Origin of the sequence: Mangrovibacterium sp. (assembly GCF_041596335.1) — a bacterium.
GTDB lineage: Bacteria > Bacteroidota > Bacteroidia > Bacteroidales > Prolixibacteraceae > Mangrovibacterium.
The window spans coordinates 1-19,380 of sequence record NZ_JBFHIT010000010.1; the positions used below are offsets into that span (position 1 = coordinate 1).

Here is a 19,380-nt window from a genome sequence, read left to right on the forward strand (position 1 = left end):
ATCGTGCGGGTTCAAGTCCCGCTCCGGGTACTTTTTTTATTAAAATATTGTTTGCGAGAGTAGCTCAGTTGGTAGAGCACGACCTTGCCAAGGTCGGGGTCGCGGGTTCGAATCCCGTCTCTCGCTCATTAAGTTAAAAGCACTTCAAATTATTGATGTGCTTTTTTTTTGTCATTAAATCACGGGTGTTCGGCACAACGTAGTTGTGTGAAATTGTCATTAAACGGCTGGTTTGGAATCGCTTGTAGGAATGGTTGAGCGTTTTGGATTCAATTTTTTGAAAAGGCAAATTTAAAATCAATCGTCGCTGAGGGGTGGAAAATAGTAGTTTTATTTTCAGTTCGAATAATCGAAGTAATATAAAACTTGTCCTGTGAACTTTATATATGAAAATATTTAGTTAATGTCAACTATATATGACTGATGTGCAACAGTCCGTTTTTTTCTTTTGAAATGTTAGGATAATAGCTGTGATGTTCATAAATTTAGAACTTGTGTGCAAAAAGATTCGTGTAATTTAAAAAGGAGAAAAATGACTAAACTTTTACCTGATTTTTTCTTTACTAAGAAAAAGTACCCTTCCCTAGGTGGAATTTGGGGTATATTCATCATCTTTCTATTTTTTCAGTTTAGTGCAAATGCTGCATCAACCCGAACTGGGTTGGAAGAGACAATTGATAATCCTCCTCCGGTTGCTATATGTAAAAATATTACGATCTATCTGGATGCCAGTGGAAAGGCAAGCATTACTCCGGAAGATATTGATGACGGATCGTATGATGAGGGCGGACCAGTCATCCTGTTTGTCGACATCGATAGCTTTGATTGTGACGATGCCGGTGATAATACCGTACGACTAATTGTGGCAGCAGCAGATGAAAATGACGACGGACTCGGGCTTTGTTTTGCCACGGTTCGGGTGATGGAATCTGACGCACCGGTACCTGATGCAACAAGTTTGCCGGATATCACAGCTGAATGTGAAGTAACCGAGGCCGATTTGACAATACCAACGGCAACCGACGTGTGTGCTGGTGATGTAAGCGTTACTCATGATGGGGTTTTTCCAATTACAAGTCAGGGAACAACTGTGATCACTTGGACGTTTGAAGATAAGGTTGGCAATACGGCTACTCAAACACAGAATGTGGTTATTCAGGATGTCACTCCGCCGGTTCCTGATATGGAGAGTCTGGTAGACATTATCGGTGAATGTGAAGTGCTGGAAGCAGATTTGTCAATACCCTCTGCTACGGATAATTGTTCCGGAATGGTAACTGTAACTCATGATGGTGTTTTTCCCATTACAGCCAAGGGTACTACTGTGCTAACCTGGACTTATGATGATGGAAATGGCAATCAGTCAATACAAACGCAGAATGTGATTATTGAAGATACGACGCCGCCAACGCCCGATGTGGCAACTTTAGCCGATATTACTGACCAGTGCCAGGTGCTGGAAAGTGACTTAACAGAGCCAACAGCGACTGATAATTGTGCAGGAATAGTAACTGTAACAAATGATGCTTCTTTCCCGATTACCACTGGTGGAACGACGATCATTACCTGGAGTTATACCGACGGGAGTGGCAACACATCAACACAAACACAAAATGTCGTAATTGAAGACATTACGGTGCCTGTCCCCGATGCGGCTAGTTTGACAGATATTACTACTGAATGTGAAGTGACGGCTTCTGATATTTCAGAACCAACCGCGACTGATAATTGTACCGGACTTGTTACGGGAGTGCCTGATGTTGCATTCCCGATTACAACAAAAGGTACAACAGTAATCACCTGGACTTTTAGCGACTTGGCTGGAAATAGCGCAATTCAAACACAAAATATTGTTATCGAAGATACTACAGCTCCTGTTCCTGATGCTGCTGGCTTAGAAGATATCACTGCTGTATGCGAAGTAGCAGCTTCTGATGTAGCAGTACCTACGGCAACTGATAACTGCTCGGGGTCTGTTGACGCAACACCAGATATTACCTTCCCAATCACAACACAGGGGACAACATTAATTACCTGGACCTTCACCGATGATGCAGGTAATAGCACAACGCAAACACAAAATGTAGTTATTGAGGATGTTACTCCTCCGGTGCCTGATGTGGCTGACTTGGCTGATGTTACCGGTGAATGCGAAATCACAGCTGATGATCTCGCTGTTCCATCAGCAACGGATAATTGTGCAGGCCCCATAGCGGTAACTAACGATGCTTCGTTCCCAATTGCAACTAGCGGAACAACGGTTATTACCTGGACGTACACTGATGTTGCGGGAAACAGCACTACACAGACACAGAATGTCATTATTGAAGATACAACGCCACCTGTTCCGGATGCCGAAAGTTTGGCTGATGTTAATGCCGAATGTGAAGTAACCGGAGCTGATTTGGTTGAACCAACAGCGACTGATAATTGTGCCGGAACAGTGACTGTAACCAATGATGGTGTTTTTCCAATCACAACGGCCGGAACAACGCTAATTAACTGGACGTTTGAAGATGCAAGTGGCAACAAAGCAATGCAAACACAAAACGTTGTGATTGAAGATGTGTCAGCACCAGTGGCTGATGCGGGAAGTTTATCGGATGTCACCGCTGAATGTGAAGTCTCCGCGTCTGATGTTGTCGCTCCAACGGCGACTGACAATTGTATCGGAACTGTAACTGGAGTGCCTGATGTTGCATTCCCGATTACAACTTCAGGCACTACTGTCATTACCTGGACCTACAGCGATGCGTCGGGGAACAGTGCAACGCAAACACAAAATGTGGTTATTGAAGATGTTACGGCTCCTGTAGCCGATGCAGTTAGCCTGCCGGATATTGCTGCTGAATGTGAAGTGATGGCTTCCGATGTTACAGTGCCAACAGCGACTGATAATTGTGCCGGAACTGTTACGGGAGTGTCTGATGTTGCATTCCCAATTACAGATCAGGGGACTACCATAATTACCTGGACCTACAGCGATGAAGCAGGCAATAGTACAACACAAACACAAAGCGTAGTGATAGAGGATACGACCCCTCCTGTTGCCGACGCGGAAAGTTTAACCGATATTTCAGCTCAATGTGAAGTGGAAGCTTCCGATGTAATGGCACCAACGGCTACGGATAATTGCTCCGGTTCAGTAATCGGAATGCCAGATGTAACCTTCCCGATTTCGACGAAAGGGACAACGGTAATTACCTGGACTTATAGTGATGCCGTTGGTAATAGCTCAACTCAGATGCAAAACATTGTAATTGAGGATACTACTGCGCCTGTGCCTGATGCAGAGGTGTTGGCAGATGTTACTGCTCAGTGCGAAATAGTTGCTTCGGATGTTATTGCTCCAACTGCAACTGATAATTGCGGCGGAACAGTAGTTGTAACGAATGATGCGATTTTTCCAATTACAGCAAAAGGCACAACAGTTATTACCTGGACTTACACTGATGAAGACGGTAACAGCTCAACACAAACACAAAATGCAGTCATTGAAGATAGCTCTGCGCCGGTTGCCGATGCGGAAAGTTTGGCAGATGTTACTGATGAATGTGAGGTAACCGAATTGGATTTGGTTGTACCGACAGCTACCGATAATTGCGACGAAACAGTGACTGTGACGCATGATGGTGTCTTTCCGATCACAGCTCAGGGAACGACTGTAATTACCTGGACGTTTGAAGATGCAAGTGGGAACACATCAACACAAATGCAAAATGTAGTAATCGAGGATGTTACCGTGCCCGTTGCGGATTTGGCAAGTTTGCCTGATGTTGTAGCGCAATGTGAGGTTTCAGCTGCAGATTTGGTGGCGCCAACAGCAACCGATAATTGTTTAGGACCAGTTACGGTAACAAACGATGGCGTTTTCCCAATTAATACTTCAGGAACAACAGTTATTACATGGACATACGAAGATGCTGCCGGCAATAAAGCCACTCAAACACAGAATATTCAAATTGAAGACTCACCGATTGTCGGAGTAACCATGGCCGATGGAAACTATACCTACGACGGTAGTTCGCACAGTTTGGCTGTCGATGGCTTGCCGGAAGGAGTTACGGTCACTTATCTGAACAACGACCAAACAGAGGCCGGCACCTATGAAGTTGTAGCGACCTTAAACGCTGAAGCGTCCAGCTGTTCTCAGGTGGAATTGAAAGCTAACCTGACGATCGACAAGGCTGAACAGACGATTACTTTTGATGAGATTCCAGTCCAACATCTGGAAACTGATCCTGATTTTAGCCTATCGGCAACAGCCAGCTCGGGCTTGCCTGTTACTTTTACCTATACTTACACCGCATCCACAGCTCCTGTCGAGATCGATGCCGACGGAAATGTAACTGTATTGACTTCCGGAGTAGTTGAAATCACTGCTTCACAAGCAGGAAATGATAATTATCTGCCGGCAGAATCAGTTGTTCGTGTGTTGACGATTCAAAGTTCAGATGCATCGATCCATGAAATCACCATCAACGGGAATACAACGATTGAGCCAGGGAACGCGATTTCATACGTGATGGATTGTGGAGACAACATGGAGGAAGTAGAAGTTTCCTTCACAACAGAGACGAACGCAACAGTTAATATCGCTCACGAATTTGTGATTGATGTAACTAATACAGGAACGTACAAGAAGACTATTGTAGTAACCTCAGAAGATGGTACACAAACAGAAACCTACGTGTTAACCGTTCAAAAGCCTTATAACTTCCTGGATCCTGATGGTATCATTATTCAGAAGTATAATAACGTTTTACTGGTCAATAACAACTCGGACAACAACGGTGGATATAGGTTTAAGAGTTTCGCGTGGTATATCAACGGAAAGCTAGTCGGCACAAATCAGTATTATTCTGCCGGTGAGAATGCAAGCAATACGTTGAATGCAAACGCGGAATACTACGCCATCCTGACGGCAGAGAACGGCGATGTATATCGAACCTGTGATTTTAGTGTTACGTTAGACGCCGGTTTTAGTATTATGGTTTCACCAAATCCGGCAGAAGCAGGAAAGACGATTGATGTGATTACTACATATACGACAGAAATGTTAGAGAATATGAAGATAAAGGTTACCAACCTATATGGATCCGTAGTGTTGCTCGAAGAGGTGAAAACCAATGAAAATCATCTCAGTTTGCCTTCATCGCTTAGCCCGGGTACCTATGTAGTGACAACCAATGCCGAAGGGGTTGAGTTGAGCTCAAAAATTATTATCAAATAATCAATGGCTCAATTTCAGTGTATTTAAAAACAAAAAACAAAAATGATGAATATGAACCGACTTAACCGTTACAAACATATTATATTGAGTGGAGTCCTGTTAATTGCAAGCATGGGGCTCAGTGCTCAGTCAGAAAACCTTGGTAGCCGTGAATTCTCCTTTTACGTCAATGGGGCTTTTTCATACTTAAACTATCAACTGAATCATGATGAAGGAGATCGAAGTGGTCGAGGGGGCGTTGGTTTTGGGCTTCAGTATGCCTATTATTTAAATAGTCATTGGAGCGTATCGGCAGGGCTTGAAGTTCAGCAATATCGTTCGCAGGTGGTGTTCGACGATTTTACCGGCAGTTACCAAACAACCGATATTGAAGGCGAAAGTTTTGAGTTTCGCTATTCGGCAGCTACGTACAGGGAGAGACAAAGTGTTACCCTATTGAATGTACCTGTTCGGATACAATACGAACGCGGATCTGATGATCTAAAGTTTTATGCTTCAGGAGGATTGGCGATGGGATTACCGATAAGAGGGATTTTTAAAACGACGGCCTTCGATTTAAATACATCGGCGTATTTCCCTCAGTGGGATGCCTTACTGACCAGCCCTAAGTTTATGGGTTTTGGAAGTTGGGGATTTCAGAAAAGCGGGAAGCAAGATCTGGATGTTAGAAGTAGCTATGCGTTTTTGTTGGAGGCAGGGGTGAAAAAGAACCTGAAAGAAAAACGAAATCTGTATGTGGGTATATTCGCGAATATACCATTTAATAGCGTTGTGAAAACTGCTGAAACTACCGGTTCGTTGATCTCATACAATGCGGCTCAACCAACGAAATTGACCTACAATACTGTTCTGGAATCATCTCCCGGAGGTGAAGGCAGCACGTATGCCGGACACATGAAAACAATTGGTCTCGGGTTGAAACTCCGATATGCATTCGCTTTATAGTTTATATAATTAGAAAAATAATATCGTGAAAAAGGCAAATCCACATATGAGGATTTGCCTTTTTTGTCAACTGACTTTCCGAAACTGCATTCAGCGTCAGGTTTCCTTAAATAGGGTGAACGTTTCTACGTGTTGATCTTCTTTCAAACTAGTTGAGACCTGTTGTTGTGTCAATTTGAATCTTTTGGATCGCAGTATCTGACGTTTTCATGGCTTTCATCACCGAATTGTAGTCGCTGATATCAACGGATTTGTTTTGTGCTAATTCGGACGGAATGACTGCAATCCGGAAAATTTGATCTTGAAGATAATCTGAAGACAGTAGTGCCGGCTCAATTGTTCCGTCAATAAATATTTGTAAATCGCCCAATGTGTAATCGAAGTTATAATGGAGCACGCCTTCGTTGAAGAATACAGACTGTGGAAGGGCTCGCCAAACATCCAGTCCTTCTGTAACTTCCCAAAGGATGTATATCATAACAACATCGCCGTCGTAAACGGTAAAACTGCTTGGGAATTCGTAGTAGAGCAGGTAGTCATTCGATGCGCTAAAAGTTCCTTCGATTTCGAAAGTGGTTCCCAAAATGTCATAGCCATCTTCTCCGGGAATCCCTTGTGGGCCCTGGTCGCCTTCGCAGGATGTGAATAAGGCAGTTGCAATGATTAGTAAAAAAAGAGTAAATGTTTTCATGTGCTTATGGTTTTGGTTTGTATTATTTATGTTTGGTGTCACACAAGATCTGTGCCGAATGTGTTTCATGTTCAGCTATGAAACAGTAGAACTAACTTTTAGGAATAGGCGAGTTGGCCGTTTTTTCGGCTATACAGATCAAAAGCATCTGCTAATGACTGCGCAAATACTGGTCGGCCGGTTTGCGAACTAATTGTGGTTGTAATCACTTTTCCTTTCAATATAAGTCGCATGTCCGACAGACGGTAGATATCCTGAAGAAAGATGAATTTCAGTTTGCCTTCACGAACGACGTTTAATTTGCAAACAAATTGGTCACCGCTTTTTAGCGGAAGTTTATAGTCGATTTCAACCCGAAACACAACTGCGTCAATTCCTTCATTATGCATTTTTGCGAAATTAAGCCCAATATGTTCCAGAAATTCATGGCGGGTATGTTCCAGATAATTTTGGTAGACCGAGTTGTTCACAATTCCCTGCAAATCGCACTCGTAATCACGCACCTTGAAAGGTAATTCAAAAATATAGTCCATTTTTTATTGTTGCTAATTTTCGGACAAAGGTAGAGAATTCTCTGTGAACAGCATGGAAATGAATTTACAGCATAGCCGATGTTTATTACAAGCTGATTGCTGTTTTGCCAAGAAAAGTAAAGCCTTTTTCTTTTTCAGTTTTTTATGCGTATGGAGTAAGTCGATTTCCATAACATGACGGATTTGTGTCTGGATAATTCACAATTCCAATTGCGGAAATCACTAAATTAGATGGAGCTTCCGGTTTGTCGGAACCGGACTTAGAGCGAATATTGTACATGTCGGTTGATGGGCGCCGATAAATGCACTCAAATTCATTAAAACCTGATCGGATGAATAAAATTAAATGGCTGATTATTTTACCGGGAGTTCTTTTAATTCCTCAAGTGAGTTGGGCCAACGCCGGTACAGCGCTTATGTGGATGCCCGTTCTGCAAATGCTTTTCGGTAATATTCTTATTGGGGTGGTCGAAGGTTTGGCAGTTGCCTTGCTTTTTAAGCTAAAATGGGTGCGTTCAGTGCTGATCATGATTGGAGCCAATTATGCTTCGTGGATTTTGGGAAACACACTTGTTTTCTGGGGGCAGGAGCTATTGGTTGATTCACTGTTTCGTTTGAAAGGTGTTTTCGTAGCTTGGATCTTCAGTTTAGTGGGACTCTATCTGATGACTGTCGTTGTAGAATGGCCTTTTGTCAATTTGATCTTTGCAAAGGAAAAAAGGAACCGGAATCGATCCTTGAAGGTGGCCGGTATTATTAATGTGTTTTCCTATTCCGCAATGATTCTCCTTTACCTCAGTGTCAGTAAGTATAGTTTATTCACCGAATTGGAGGTCAATCAGTCATTGTTGAAAAAGAACTATCCGTTTGAGTTGTACCTGGAACGAGATGGGGAAATCATAAGTGGAACCGTCGCAGATCCTTTTTTAGGGCAGCGGGTTTACCAAATTCCTAAGGATCATCCGGATGATCGTATTTTCCTGAAAGAAAATGAAAAAAGCGGCAATGTAGATTTACTTTGTGGAAAGAAATATTTAAACAGCAATCAGGTAATTGTTGAATCGTTTATTGCTGCCGATGACAAAGTGTATTACCCGGTTCTGACTGATTCGTATTCCTTGGTTGATGTCGATTTTCGGGATCCCGCAATCAGGCATTGGAAAGTTTCCGGTGGAGGATGGGCTGTTCAGGGGTTGACTATAGATCAGGGAAATGAAGTGGCAATGAACTATGCATTTGAAGTTCCCTGGATGTTTTGGGCATTTCGGGAAGTAGCAATATTAAGCGACGATGAGCTTCTTTGTTATATCGGTGGTCGGGTAATTCTTCTCAATAAAAATAGTCAGGAAATTGCTTATGTTACCCGTGCCGACCATTACACGATCCGACGGTTGCAATAACACCCCGGAAGAACAGGAATTTGTTGGATTCTTTCTGCAATATTTGCTTCGTTATTAAGCCTAACAGGCAGGTATACAGCTTGATGTGTATGAATTCGAACAGTCGGAAAAAATAAGCTCTTTGCAACGGTCTACTTTTTCTCTTTCGGTTTATAGAGTTCACGATGGGTTTCTTCAATCAATTCGATAATCGGAACGTTTTTTGGGCAACGGCTGATGTCTACTTTCTGCAGGTTTTCGGCTGTTGGAATGTGTCCGGGGAACCAATGGCCTTTTTCCTGAAACATGTTGTATCGGTAGATTCCAAAGTCGCGCATATCGTAACATTTCAGTAGCATCCGAAAACGCAGGATTTCCGGTATGTTGAGTCCCGACGGATCATTCAGCATATCGTAACCTTCATAGTCGGCATAGGGGTCGAGCGCACGTTGATCATCCATTCTTCGTTTTATTTCTTCGTCGTTTGGAGCAAAAGGTGCCGGGGCAGGAAAAATACCATCGAGCAGGTCGAAGCTAGCTGTTGCCGGTAGCCCAAAGGTGAGTGTGTGAACAGCAGAATGACTCAAACAGAAACGGGCATTCCATTGTACCGGATGTAGCGGTGCAGTTAGGTCAATCAGTTTTTGAGGCGGTGTGTACAATCGGCCTCCCTTGTCGTTTGGCGAGATAATAAACACCCCCATATCTTTAGATTGAGCTAAATCGATCGCTGCTTTATTGCGTTGGAAGAAGTAGTAGTAATGGAGGTTGACAAACTCGAACAGATCGGTTTCAATGGCTTTTAGGATTACATCCAACGGGCCATGCGTGCTGAATCCAATATGTTTAATCAGCCCTTCTTTCCTCATCTTTAGAAGTTCCGCAATTGGACCATCCGGAGCACAGGCCGTTTCAAGTAATTCCATGGTGTTGATTCCATGCCAGGCATAAAAATCAAAATAGTCGGTCTTTAGTGTCGCCAGCTGTTCCATGACCATTTCGCGCATCGCCACTGCAGTCGTGGCATTTCCTTTGGTCATCAGCAAGTACGACTCCCGCTCAACCTTCAATACATCGTTCAGTACAATTCCGTAAACGGTTTCACTTTTACCGTAACCATATGCTGTTTCAATCAGATTGATGCCTTGTTGAAAGGCTCGTTCAACAGTTTCCCGGCATTGGTCCAGCGTGTCTTTCGGAATTTCGTGACGGGGTTCTTCCCATCCATGTTTAAAACGCATACCTCCCAGCGTAATAACACTCACTTTTTTTTCGGTCTTTCCAAATCGGCGGTATTCCATTTTTGGCCGGTAAAACGAAACGCTTTTAAAATCCATGCTTGTTTTTATTAAAGTGGCACAAAACTAACTAATACAAACAAGAAGCTTGGGGAAAGGTTAACTGAATGAGCTTTTCCGGTGCTCCTTTTAACCTGGGGCTAATAAAATGAATGTTTCGGCGGTCAGGTATTTGCAACCCTACGAAATCGCATTGTCTGGTAACGGGGCAGCTTCATTGATGCGGCAGATTGTTTGCATCACCTGTTTCCCATGTCAGTCGTGAAAATCCATTCTACTTCCTGTGCCGAATTGAAAATTAAAAGTTCGACACCGTTGATAGCCAACCTGAAAACCATTACTTTTGCCGTTTAAACTAGCACGTTGGGATATGAAAAAGATTGTAGGAAGAATACTGTTTAGTGTTTTGTTGTTGGTGGGGTTGTTGGTTGGGTTTCATCTGCTGGAATCGTCAACTCTGCCAGAAGTGAAAATTGAAGAAATAGAACCAACAATGTATCGGTCGGTTGCGCTACCGCAGAAGTTGAGTTTTATGGATGAAGCGGTTCCGTTGCATTATATCGACGTCCGCGAAAGCCTCGATCGGGAGTTGCTGGTGAACAGCTATTTTCATTCGCAAACCTTACGGTTCCTGAAACTGGCTCCTCGTTTCATGGATATCATTGTTCCCATTCTCAAAGCAGATACCGTTCCGGTGGATTTTGCGTATTTGGCACTGGCTGAAAGTGGTTTCGATCAACGGGCTTTGTCGCCTGCCGGAGCAGCTGGTTTTTGGCAGTTTCTAAAAGGAACAGCGGCCGATTATGGATTGGAAGTCAGCTCAGAGGTCGACGAACGCTATCATCTGGAGAAGGCTACCCATGCCGCTTGCCGCTATTTAAAAGATTCGTATAAAAAGTACGGTAGTTGGACTCTGGTTGCCGCATCATACAATGCCGGCCGAGGTTTTATGGATCGGCAATTGGAACGACAGAAAGAAACCAGTTATTACGACTTGCTGATGGGGGAGGAAACATCGCGCTACGTATTCCGGATTCTCGCGCTGAAATTGATTATGGAAACCCCTGAGGAATATGGTTTTAAAGTAAAAGAACAAGAGAAATATCCACTGTGGAATGTGAAAACAATCACGGTAAAAGGACCGGTGAAAGATTTTGCCGCCTTTGCGCAGGAGCACGGAACCAATTATAAAATTCTGAAAATGTTAAACCCTTGGCTCCGCGAGAATTACCTGACAAACGCCAAAGGAAAAACCTATGTGATTAAAGTGCCGGCTGAAGGATTCCGGACCAACGTAAATAACTAAGATGGTGGAGAACGATAAAGTGCAGCCGGAGGACGAGTTGCTGGATCAGGATGAAAAAATTATTGTACAGGGTGCCCGTGTGCACAACCTGCAAAATATTAATGTTGAAATTCCGCGTAATAAGTTAACCGTAATTACCGGATTAAGTGGCAGCGGAAAGTCTTCGCTGGCTTTCGATACCATTTATGCCGAAGGACAGCGGCGTTATATTGAGACCTTCTCCGCTTACGCGCGCTCATTTTTGGGCAATATGGAACGTCCGGATGTGGATAAGATATCCGGATTGAGTCCGGTGATTTCCATTGAGCAGAAAACAACAAATAAAAACCCTCGTTCTACCGTTGGAACGGTAACCGAGATTTACGACTTTCTGCGTTTGTTGTACGCCAGGGGCTCGGAAGCTTTCTCGTACGAGACCGGAGAGCTAATGGTGAAATACACCGATGACCAAATACTGAAGCTTATTCAGGAGCACTTTGCCGGGAAACGAATTGTGATCATGGCGCCTTTGGTCCGGGGTCGGAAAGGGCACTATCGCGAGCTGTTCGAATCAACCCGGAAAAAGGGATTTCTATATGCCCGGATTGATGGGGAAGTGGTTGAACTGAAGCCAAATATGCGGGTCGATCGCTATAAGAATCACTTCATCGAGATTGTAATCGATCGGCTCACGGTGGATGAGGGGATCGTAAAACGCCTCAAAGAATCGGTTCAAACGGCGATGAAACACGGAAACGGGGTCAGCCTGATTATGGACAATGATTCGGACGACCTGAAATTCTATAGCCGACAGCTAATGTGTCCAACTACCGGAATCTCCTACAACGAACCTGCTCCGCACAATTTTTCGTTTAACTCGCCACAAGGTGCTTGTCCGAAATGTAACGGGCTTGGCCGAATAGCCGAAATTGATCAGGAAAAAATTATTCCGGATCCGGAATTGAGTATCGCCAAAGGTGGAATAGCTCCGCTCGGATCGCAAAAAAATACACTCATTTTTTGGCAAATAGAAGCCTTGGGCGAGAAATACGGTTTTACGCTGAAGTCGCCCGTAAAAGATATTCCGGAAGAAGCGATGACCGCTATTTTGTATGGAACAAACGAACGGATCACACTCAAAAATTCGCCGCTTGGAAGCTCAGTTCATTATAATATGAGCTACGAGGGTATTGTAAAATATATTGATAGTCAGCGGGATGATAACCCGTCGAAAACAGCGCAGAAATGGGCCAACCAATTTGTGCGTGAAAAAGCTTGCCCCGAATGTAATGGCTTAAGGTTGAAAAAAGAGTCGCTCTATTTTAAGGTCGACGGAAAAAATATTTCGGAGCTGGCCAAAATGGATATCTCGGAACTGAGTAGTTGGTTTCAGGGACTGGAAGACCGAATTTCGTCGCGCCAACGCAAAATTGGAGAGGAGATCATCAAGGAAATCCGTACCCGATTGAGTTTTCTAATCGATGTAGGACTTGAATACCTGTCGCTTGATCGTTCCTCAGGAACGCTTTCCGGAGGAGAGTCTCAACGTATTCGTCTGGCCACCCAGATTGGTTCGCAACTGGTAAATGTGCTGTATATCCTGGATGAACCGAGCATTGGTTTGCACCAGCGCGACAACCTTCGCTTGATCAATTCACTGGAGAAACTGCGCGATACCGGCAACTCAATCATTGTGGTGGAACACGATAAAGATATGATGCTTTGTGCCGATTATCTCGTTGATATGGGCCCGTTTGCAGGGCGTCATGGTGGTGAAGTGGTGGCTGCCGGAACACCACAGGAAGTGCTTGCTGCCGATACACTCACGTCGCGTTATCTGAAAGGGGAGCATCAAATTGTTGTGCCGGAAAACCGTCGGAAAGGAAGCGGCAAAAGCTTAAAGCTGACTGGTTGCTCTGGAAATAACCTGAAATCGGTTGATGTAAGTTTTCCGCTCGGCAAAATGATTTGTGTAACCGGTGTTTCCGGTAGCGGAAAATCAAGTTTGATAAACGGAACCTTGCAGCCTATTCTCAGCCAGTATTTTTTCAATTCACTGAAAGATCCGCTGCCCTACGATAAAATTGAAGGACTGAAGTATATTGATAAAGTGGTTCAGGTGGATCAATCGCCGCTCGGACGCACTCCCCGATCAAATCCGGTGACTTACACAGGCGTGTTCTCCGATATTCGCGCTCTTTTTGCACAATTGCCCGAAGCGAAAATCAGAGGCTATAAACCGGGCCGTTTCTCCTTTAATGTAAAAGGAGGGCGTTGTGAAGAATGCCAGGGAGGAGGATTGAAGTTGATTGAAATGAATTTCCTCCCCGATGTATATGTGCATTGCGACAGCTGTAATGGGAAACGTTACAATCGGGAAACCCTCGAGGTTCGCTACAAAGGGAAATCCATTAGCGATGTTTTGGATATGACCATTAATCAGGGCGTGGAATTCTTTGAAAGCCTGCCATCAATCGCCCATAAATTGAAAACCTTGCAGGAAGTTGGTTTGGGCTACATCACACTTGGTCAATCGTCAACAACTCTTTCCGGCGGCGAATCACAGCGGGTGAAACTGGCTACAGAGTTGGCCAAAAAAGATACGGGGCAAACGTTATATATACTCGATGAACCAACCACAGGGCTGCATTTTGAGGATATCCGTATTCTGTTGGGCGTACTCAATAAACTGGTCGAACGCGGAAATACAGTCATTGTCATTGAGCACAACCTGGATGTTATAAAAGTGGCCGATCATATTATCGATCTCGGGCCCGAAGGAGGTCGTGGCGGAGGTCTGATTTTGGGCGCTGGTACACCTGAGGAAATCGTTGCAAAACACGAATCGTATACGGCAACCTTTCTGAAAAAAGAGTTAGCTTTATAAACTGCAAAACTCAAACAGGCTGAACCAAGCCAAAACAGGTTTAGCTAAAACGGAATGAATTCAGAAACATGAGCTCAAGAACAATTGATATATACTGTGAAAACACAAACACGGTAAAGGCCTACCCGCTGGGAATTACACTCGAGGAAATTAGTATCGACCTTGGCATTCAGTTGGATAACCCCATTTGCGGGGCTATTGTCAACCATAAGGTGAAGGAACTTTCCTTTTCAGTGGTGAAATCGAAAAAGGTTCGGTTTATTGATTACACCCATATTGATGGCCGACGACTTTATGTTCGTTCGCTTATCTTTCTGCTTTATGTTGCCGTACGTGAGACTTTTCCGCAGGTTAAACTGCGCGTCCTAAACGGAATTAGTCAAGGTTATTACTGTGAGCTGGTTGGCTTGGAACGAGAGATTAGCGATTCCGATATTTTCGAGCTAAAGAACGAAATGGAAAATTGGGTAAAAAAGGATCTTCCTTTTGAAAAGAAAGGCATTTTAACCCCCGATGCGGTTGAGGAGTTGGTTCGTCAGGGACTCGAAGAAAAGGCCAAACTCTTTAATCAACAAGGAATGATGTTCTCGTTCCTCTATTTTCTAAATGGCTATTGCAATTACTTCTATGGTCATCATGTGCCGTCAACCGGATACCTAACCTCGTTTGATATTGTTCCTTATTTTGATGGTATTCTGCTGCAGGTTCCAAAACCAGATAATTTTCAGGAACTGAATGAAATTGAATACCAGGACAAGCTTTTCGATATCTTCAAGGAACACAAACGACGGGCAGAATTAATGAATGTGCCTAATCTGGGGATGTTGAACGAATACGTTGAATCGGGACGAAGTGGTGACATTATTAAAATTTCGGAAGCATTGCACGAAAAGAAGGTTGCTGAAATCGCCAACATGATCGATGAACGAAGGGATCATGTTAAAGTGGTGCTTGTTGCCGGACCATCAGCATCGGGGAAAACAACCTTCAGTAAACGGCTTGCTGTTCAGTTGGCAGTAAACGGCATCACACCGCATATGATCTCGCTGGACGATTATTTTGTCGACCGCGAGAAAACTCCGCTGGATGTGCATGGAAATTACGATTTTGAAGCACTGGAGGCGATTGATGTCGAGTATTTCAACGAGCAACTTTTACAGTTGTTCGAGGGGAAAGAAGTGGAGTTGCCACGTTTCAACTTTATTATTGGCAAGCGGGAACCATCAGGTAACAAATTGCAATTGGGTGCCGGACATATTCTGATTGTTGAAGGTATTCACGGGATGAACCCGGGATTGATGCCTCATGTAAAGAACGGGCGAAGCTTTAAAATCTTTCTTTCTGCTTTAACCCAGATCTCGATGGACGATCACAACCACATTTCAACGGCCGACAACCGCTTAATCCGGCGGATGATTCGCGACAGTAAATATCGAGGTTATCCGGCCGACGAAACAATCAAACGTTGGCCAAGCGTTCGCAGTGGCGAAGAGAAAAATATTTTCCCCTATCAGGAAAACGCTGATGTGATGTTTAATTCGGCCTTGATTTATGAGCTGGCGGTACTCAAAAAGTATGTTGAACCATTGCTAAAAGCCGTTGCTGAAATTTGTCCTGAGCATTGTGAAGCGAACCGGTTGCTAAAATTCTTTAGCTATTTCAATCATATCGATGATGTTGAAATTCCGCCAACATCATTAATTCGTGAGTTTTTGGGTGGAAGTAGTTTCGAATACTAAGAATAAGTAAACCGGTCGATTTGCAGTCGGCCTGTTTATCTACTCAGAAGTTTAGCGAAAGCTTTTTGCCAGTACTTTGGGGTACAACAAGGTTTGGAATACACCGCGTGCCAACATGAAAAGCATCATAGCCAGCCAAAGCGCGTGATTCCCAATTTGATTCTGAAGGAAAAAATAGGCAGGCGCAAACACCAAAAGTGTGGCTGCCAGCATGCTGTTCCGCATTTCTTTAGAGGCTGTGACTCCGATAAAAACACCATCCCAAACAAAACTGCTAAAGGTGATGAGCGGTGTTAGAATCACCCAAAACATAAACTGACTCGCTGTTTCGTACAGACTTTCCTGATTGGTGAGCAACCCGATGATGAACTTGTTCCCAACTAAAAAGAACGCGCTGAAAATCAGAGCCAGAGCTATTCCCCACACAAAAAGTTTGCGAACGAGTTCGTTGAATAAATCTTTCCGACGTTCGCCCATATATTTTCCAGCAAGGGCTTCGCCGGCAAAAGCAAAACCATCAATAAAAAAGGAAAAAAGCAGGAGAAACTGGATTAGTATGGAGTTTACAGCCAAAATGTGATCATTCATACTGGCCGATTTGGAAGTGAAAAAGGTGAACACAAAAATTACGCAAAAGGTCCGGATGAAGATATCGGAATTTACACGGAAGAAATTTTTCATTGCCGTCAAATCCAGAATGGCTTTTCGGTTCCTAAACCGGAGCAGGTAGTTGTATTTTTTGTGGAGTAAAAATAGTCCGGTTGCCAACCCGGTATACTGCGCGATAACAGTTCCCAAAGCTACTCCGGCCGAGTTCAGATTCATCACATAAACAAAGAAAAAGCTAAAGGCGAGGTTGAAAATATTGGCTAAAATGGATGTGATCATCACATAACGGGCATTTTGCATCCCCAAAAACCAGCCATTCAGCGCGTACAGTCCCAGAGTCGCGGGAGCCGCCCAGACACGAATCCGGAAATATTGCCGGGCAAGGCTTTCGACTTCCGGACTTCCGTTGATGGCTTTAAAACTGATCCATTCAATCGGAACCTGCAGTAGAATAATTATCGCGCTTATCAGGGCGGAGATCAGCAACGCCCTTGCCAGTATGTTTGTGGTTTCCTGCTGGTCACCTTCACCATATCCTTGTGCGGTGAAACCGCTGGTGCTCATCCGCAGAAAGCTAAACCCCCAGTAAATGAAGTTGAAAATAACAGTCCCCAACGAAACCGCACCGATAAAGACTTCTGAATCGAGGTGGCCCATCAGTGCCATATCAACAAGGCCGAGCAATGGGATGGTAACGTTGCTGATGATGTTTGGTATGGCGAGGTGTAAAATTTTCCTGTTCACTTATTTTTTTCGCGCAAAGTAAGTAAAAAAAAGAGAGCAGGTAAAACGTTGAATTTAGCGCTTTGAATCGGGATTGACGATCGGGGATAGATTATTTCAATTGAAAAAGCTTGTGTTTTATTTGGAATGGTTCTGAATAGTTTTTAGATTTGCATAAAAGGATATAAAACTCCGAAATACAAAACCAAAGTTGAAAATAACCATTTAAGAAGAAAATATATGTCATTCGAATTACCAAAATTACCATACGATTACGATTCTCTTGAGCCATACATTGATGCTCGTACAATGGAGATTCATTACACAAAGCACCACGGTGCCTACACCACGAACCTAAATAATGCGATTCAGGGTACTGAAATGGAGGGCAAATCAATTGAAGAATTGATGGCCGGAATTTCTAAGCTTCCTGTCGCAGTGCGTAATAACGGAGGAGGATTTTACAATCACTCTTTGTTTTGGAGCATCATGGGCTCGTGTATCGCTGAAGGGCCGGAAGGCAAGTTATTAACTGCAATAAACGATTCATTTGGATCTTTCGATAATTTTAAAGACGCTTTTACCAAAGCTGCCGCAACCCGTTTCGGTTCGGGTTGGGCTTGGCTGGTAAAACAGGGTGATAGTTTGGTGGTTTCGTCCACACCGAATCAGGACAATCCGTTAATGGATGTAGCAGATGTTAAAGGAACTCCAATTCTTGGCATCGATGTCTGGGAACATGCATACTATTTGAATTACCAGAACAGACGTCCTGACTATATTGCATCATTTTTTAAAGTGATCAATTGGGATGAAGTCGCCAAACGATTTAAAGGTTAGTTGATTTTTGGTTTTTTTCCCCGAAGCAGTGGCTTCGGGGTTTTTCTTGTTTCAATTTAAACATTATGTAATTTGGGTTCATTTCAGTTTAAATTATTGGAGCTGTTTACGACCGATCTTCCGGGGCAGAAGCGCTTTTACGGCGAATTACTCCAACTCCCAATTGTTGCTGAAAACGACCTGTATTTCATCTGTGCGGTGGGTGAGTCGTTTCTGAAATTCACGGTTCGGGAGTACTTCCGACGTAGCCATTTTGCATTTAATATTCCTTCCAATCAAATTCACGAGGCTAAAAGCTGGTTGAATTCCGAGATTTTTCAATTGAAAGACAAAGAGGACTCGATAATTCCTTATGAAAGCTGGAATGCCGAGGCGATTTACTTTTACGATTATGATGGGAATGTTGTTGAACTAATTGCCCGTAAGAATCTGGCAATTAATTCGAATGAAAATTTTACTGCAAACTCGATTTTGGGAATCAGCGAAGTGGGACTTCCATGTGACAACATTGCCAAGCTATACCAAAAATTGTCCGGTAGACTTAGTTTGCCATTGTATTGCGGCGATGATAAATATTTTTGTGCTGCAGGAGACGAATCAGCGCTGTTAATCCTGGTCAATCAGAACCAGAAAAAATGGTTTCCTACCATCCATGCCGCATTGCCTGCCGATGTTAATATAACTATCGAACAAGGCGGAAAAGAGATATTTCTTTCCTACCGTGATGGGGAGCCGGAATTCAGTGATTAGACTATCCGAGGCAGAAGACAGCTGAATTTCCGGGTGGTTTACGACTCTTTCAACTCCTCTGACTCGATCAAATCTTCAAAAACATGCCCTGCTTTCATCATTCCTTTTAAAACCGGATGAATCGTTTTTCCCAGTTCCGTCAAAAAGTACTCAACCCTTGGAGGGACTTCAGGGTACACCGTTTTCCCAACTAGCTGGTCTTCTTCCAATTCGCGAAGTTGTTTGCTCAACATGCGCTCGCTTATGTCGGGCAAAAGGCGTACAAGTTCGCTGTATCGCTTGTCTCCCTGAAACAGGTGCAAGATAATGGTGGCTTTCCGTTTTCCCTTGATCACATTAATGAAGGTGTCAATCGGGCAGTAACTTTTTTTCATTAATATCGAATTATAACTAGTTGAAAATGACTAATTCTAAACTAAATGTAAGTATAGGCAAAAAATGTAAGCTCTTTTGCATCTTGTTTATTTT

General features: G+C 43.5%; 13 protein-coding genes and 1 tRNA gene. 9 read left to right on the forward strand and 5 right to left on the reverse strand.

Annotation, left to right across the window (positions count from 1 at the left end):
* Window positions 1-53: 53 nt before the first annotated feature.
* The 3 genes from ABZD21_RS05495 (at window position 54) to ABZD21_RS05505 (ending at window position 6,178) form a co-directional block, all read left to right on the forward strand.
* A tRNA-Gly gene (locus tag ABZD21_RS05495) sits at window positions 54-126 on the forward strand.
* Window positions 127-532: 406 nt separating this feature from the next.
* Entirely contained in the window at window positions 533-5,233 is a 4,701-nt protein-coding gene (locus ABZD21_RS05500; protein WP_372773497.1) for a T9SS type A sorting domain-containing protein, read from the forward strand.
* Between the two features lie 51 nt (window positions 5,234-5,284).
* Entirely contained in the window at window positions 5,285-6,178 is an 894-nt protein-coding gene (locus ABZD21_RS05505) for an outer membrane beta-barrel protein (protein ID WP_372773499.1), read from the forward strand.
* A gap of 148 nt (window positions 6,179-6,326) precedes the next feature.
* On the opposite strand, the gene ABZD21_RS05510 is transcribed toward ABZD21_RS05505, so the two are convergent.
* Together ABZD21_RS05510 and ABZD21_RS05515 are read right to left on the reverse strand one after the other, a co-directional pair.
* Window positions 6,327-6,869, reverse strand: coding sequence for a hypothetical protein (locus ABZD21_RS05510; protein WP_372773500.1), 543 nt, complete (start codon window positions 6,867-6,869; stop codon window positions 6,327-6,329).
* Between the two features lie 98 nt (window positions 6,870-6,967).
* Window positions 6,968-7,402: an acyl-CoA thioesterase gene (locus tag ABZD21_RS05515; RefSeq protein WP_372773501.1), complete on the reverse strand. Its 435-nt coding sequence runs from the start codon at window positions 7,400-7,402 to the stop codon at window positions 6,968-6,970.
* Between the two features lie 332 nt (window positions 7,403-7,734).
* Between ABZD21_RS05515 and ABZD21_RS05520 the strand changes: the two genes are divergently transcribed.
* Window positions 7,735-8,802 (forward strand): hypothetical protein, encoded by a 1,068-nt coding sequence (locus ABZD21_RS05520; RefSeq protein ID WP_372773502.1) that lies wholly within the window; start codon window positions 7,735-7,737, stop codon window positions 8,800-8,802.
* A 131-nt stretch (window positions 8,803-8,933) separates the two neighbouring features.
* Here the strand turns inward: ABZD21_RS05520 and ABZD21_RS05525 are convergent, their stop codons facing one another.
* Window positions 8,934-10,118, reverse strand: a complete 1,185-nt coding sequence (locus tag ABZD21_RS05525) for an aldo/keto reductase (RefSeq protein WP_372773504.1) — start codon at window positions 10,116-10,118, stop codon at window positions 8,934-8,936.
* A 331-nt stretch (window positions 10,119-10,449) separates the two neighbouring features.
* Here ABZD21_RS05525 and ABZD21_RS05530 point away from each other — a divergent pair, with 331 nt between their 5' ends.
* The 3 genes from ABZD21_RS05530 to ABZD21_RS05540 all read left to right on the forward strand — a co-directional run bounded on the left by ABZD21_RS05530 (window position 10,450) and on the right by ABZD21_RS05540 (window position 15,990).
* On the forward strand, window positions 10,450-11,385 hold the full coding sequence (locus tag ABZD21_RS05530) for a lytic transglycosylase domain-containing protein (RefSeq protein ID WP_372773505.1): 936 nt from the start codon (window positions 10,450-10,452) through the stop codon (window positions 11,383-11,385).
* A 1-nt stretch (window position 11,386) separates the two neighbouring features.
* The gene (gene uvrA, locus ABZD21_RS05535) at window positions 11,387-14,251 is read left to right on the forward strand and encodes an excinuclease ABC subunit UvrA (protein ID WP_372773507.1); all 2,865 of its coding nucleotides are present in this window, start codon (window positions 11,387-11,389) and stop codon (window positions 14,249-14,251) included.
* A gap of 68 nt (window positions 14,252-14,319) precedes the next feature.
* On the forward strand, window positions 14,320-15,990 hold the full coding sequence (locus ABZD21_RS05540; RefSeq protein ID WP_372773509.1) for a nucleoside kinase: 1,671 nt from the start codon (window positions 14,320-14,322) through the stop codon (window positions 15,988-15,990).
* A 51-nt stretch (window positions 15,991-16,041) separates the two neighbouring features.
* Here ABZD21_RS05540 and ABZD21_RS05545 read toward each other — a convergent pair whose 3' ends face one another.
* A complete protein-coding gene (locus ABZD21_RS05545; protein WP_372773510.1) occupies window positions 16,042-17,343 on the reverse strand; it encodes an MATE family efflux transporter in 1,302 nt (433 codons plus the stop codon).
* Between the two features lie 219 nt (window positions 17,344-17,562).
* On the opposite strand from ABZD21_RS05545, the gene ABZD21_RS05550 reads away from it, so the two are divergent.
* Together ABZD21_RS05550 and ABZD21_RS05555 are read left to right on the forward strand one after the other, a co-directional pair.
* A complete protein-coding gene (locus ABZD21_RS05550) occupies window positions 17,563-18,162 on the forward strand; it encodes a superoxide dismutase (RefSeq protein ID WP_372773511.1) in 600 nt (199 codons plus the stop codon).
* Window positions 18,163-18,234: 72 nt separating this feature from the next.
* Entirely contained in the window at window positions 18,235-18,912 is a 678-nt protein-coding gene (locus ABZD21_RS05555) for a VOC family protein (protein WP_372773512.1), read from the forward strand.
* Window positions 18,913-18,950: 38 nt separating this feature from the next.
* Here the strand turns inward: ABZD21_RS05555 and ABZD21_RS05560 are convergent, their stop codons facing one another.
* A complete protein-coding gene (locus ABZD21_RS05560) occupies window positions 18,951-19,286 on the reverse strand; it encodes a winged helix-turn-helix transcriptional regulator (RefSeq protein ID WP_372773514.1) in 336 nt (111 codons plus the stop codon).
* Window positions 19,287-19,380: the final 94 nt, after the last annotated feature.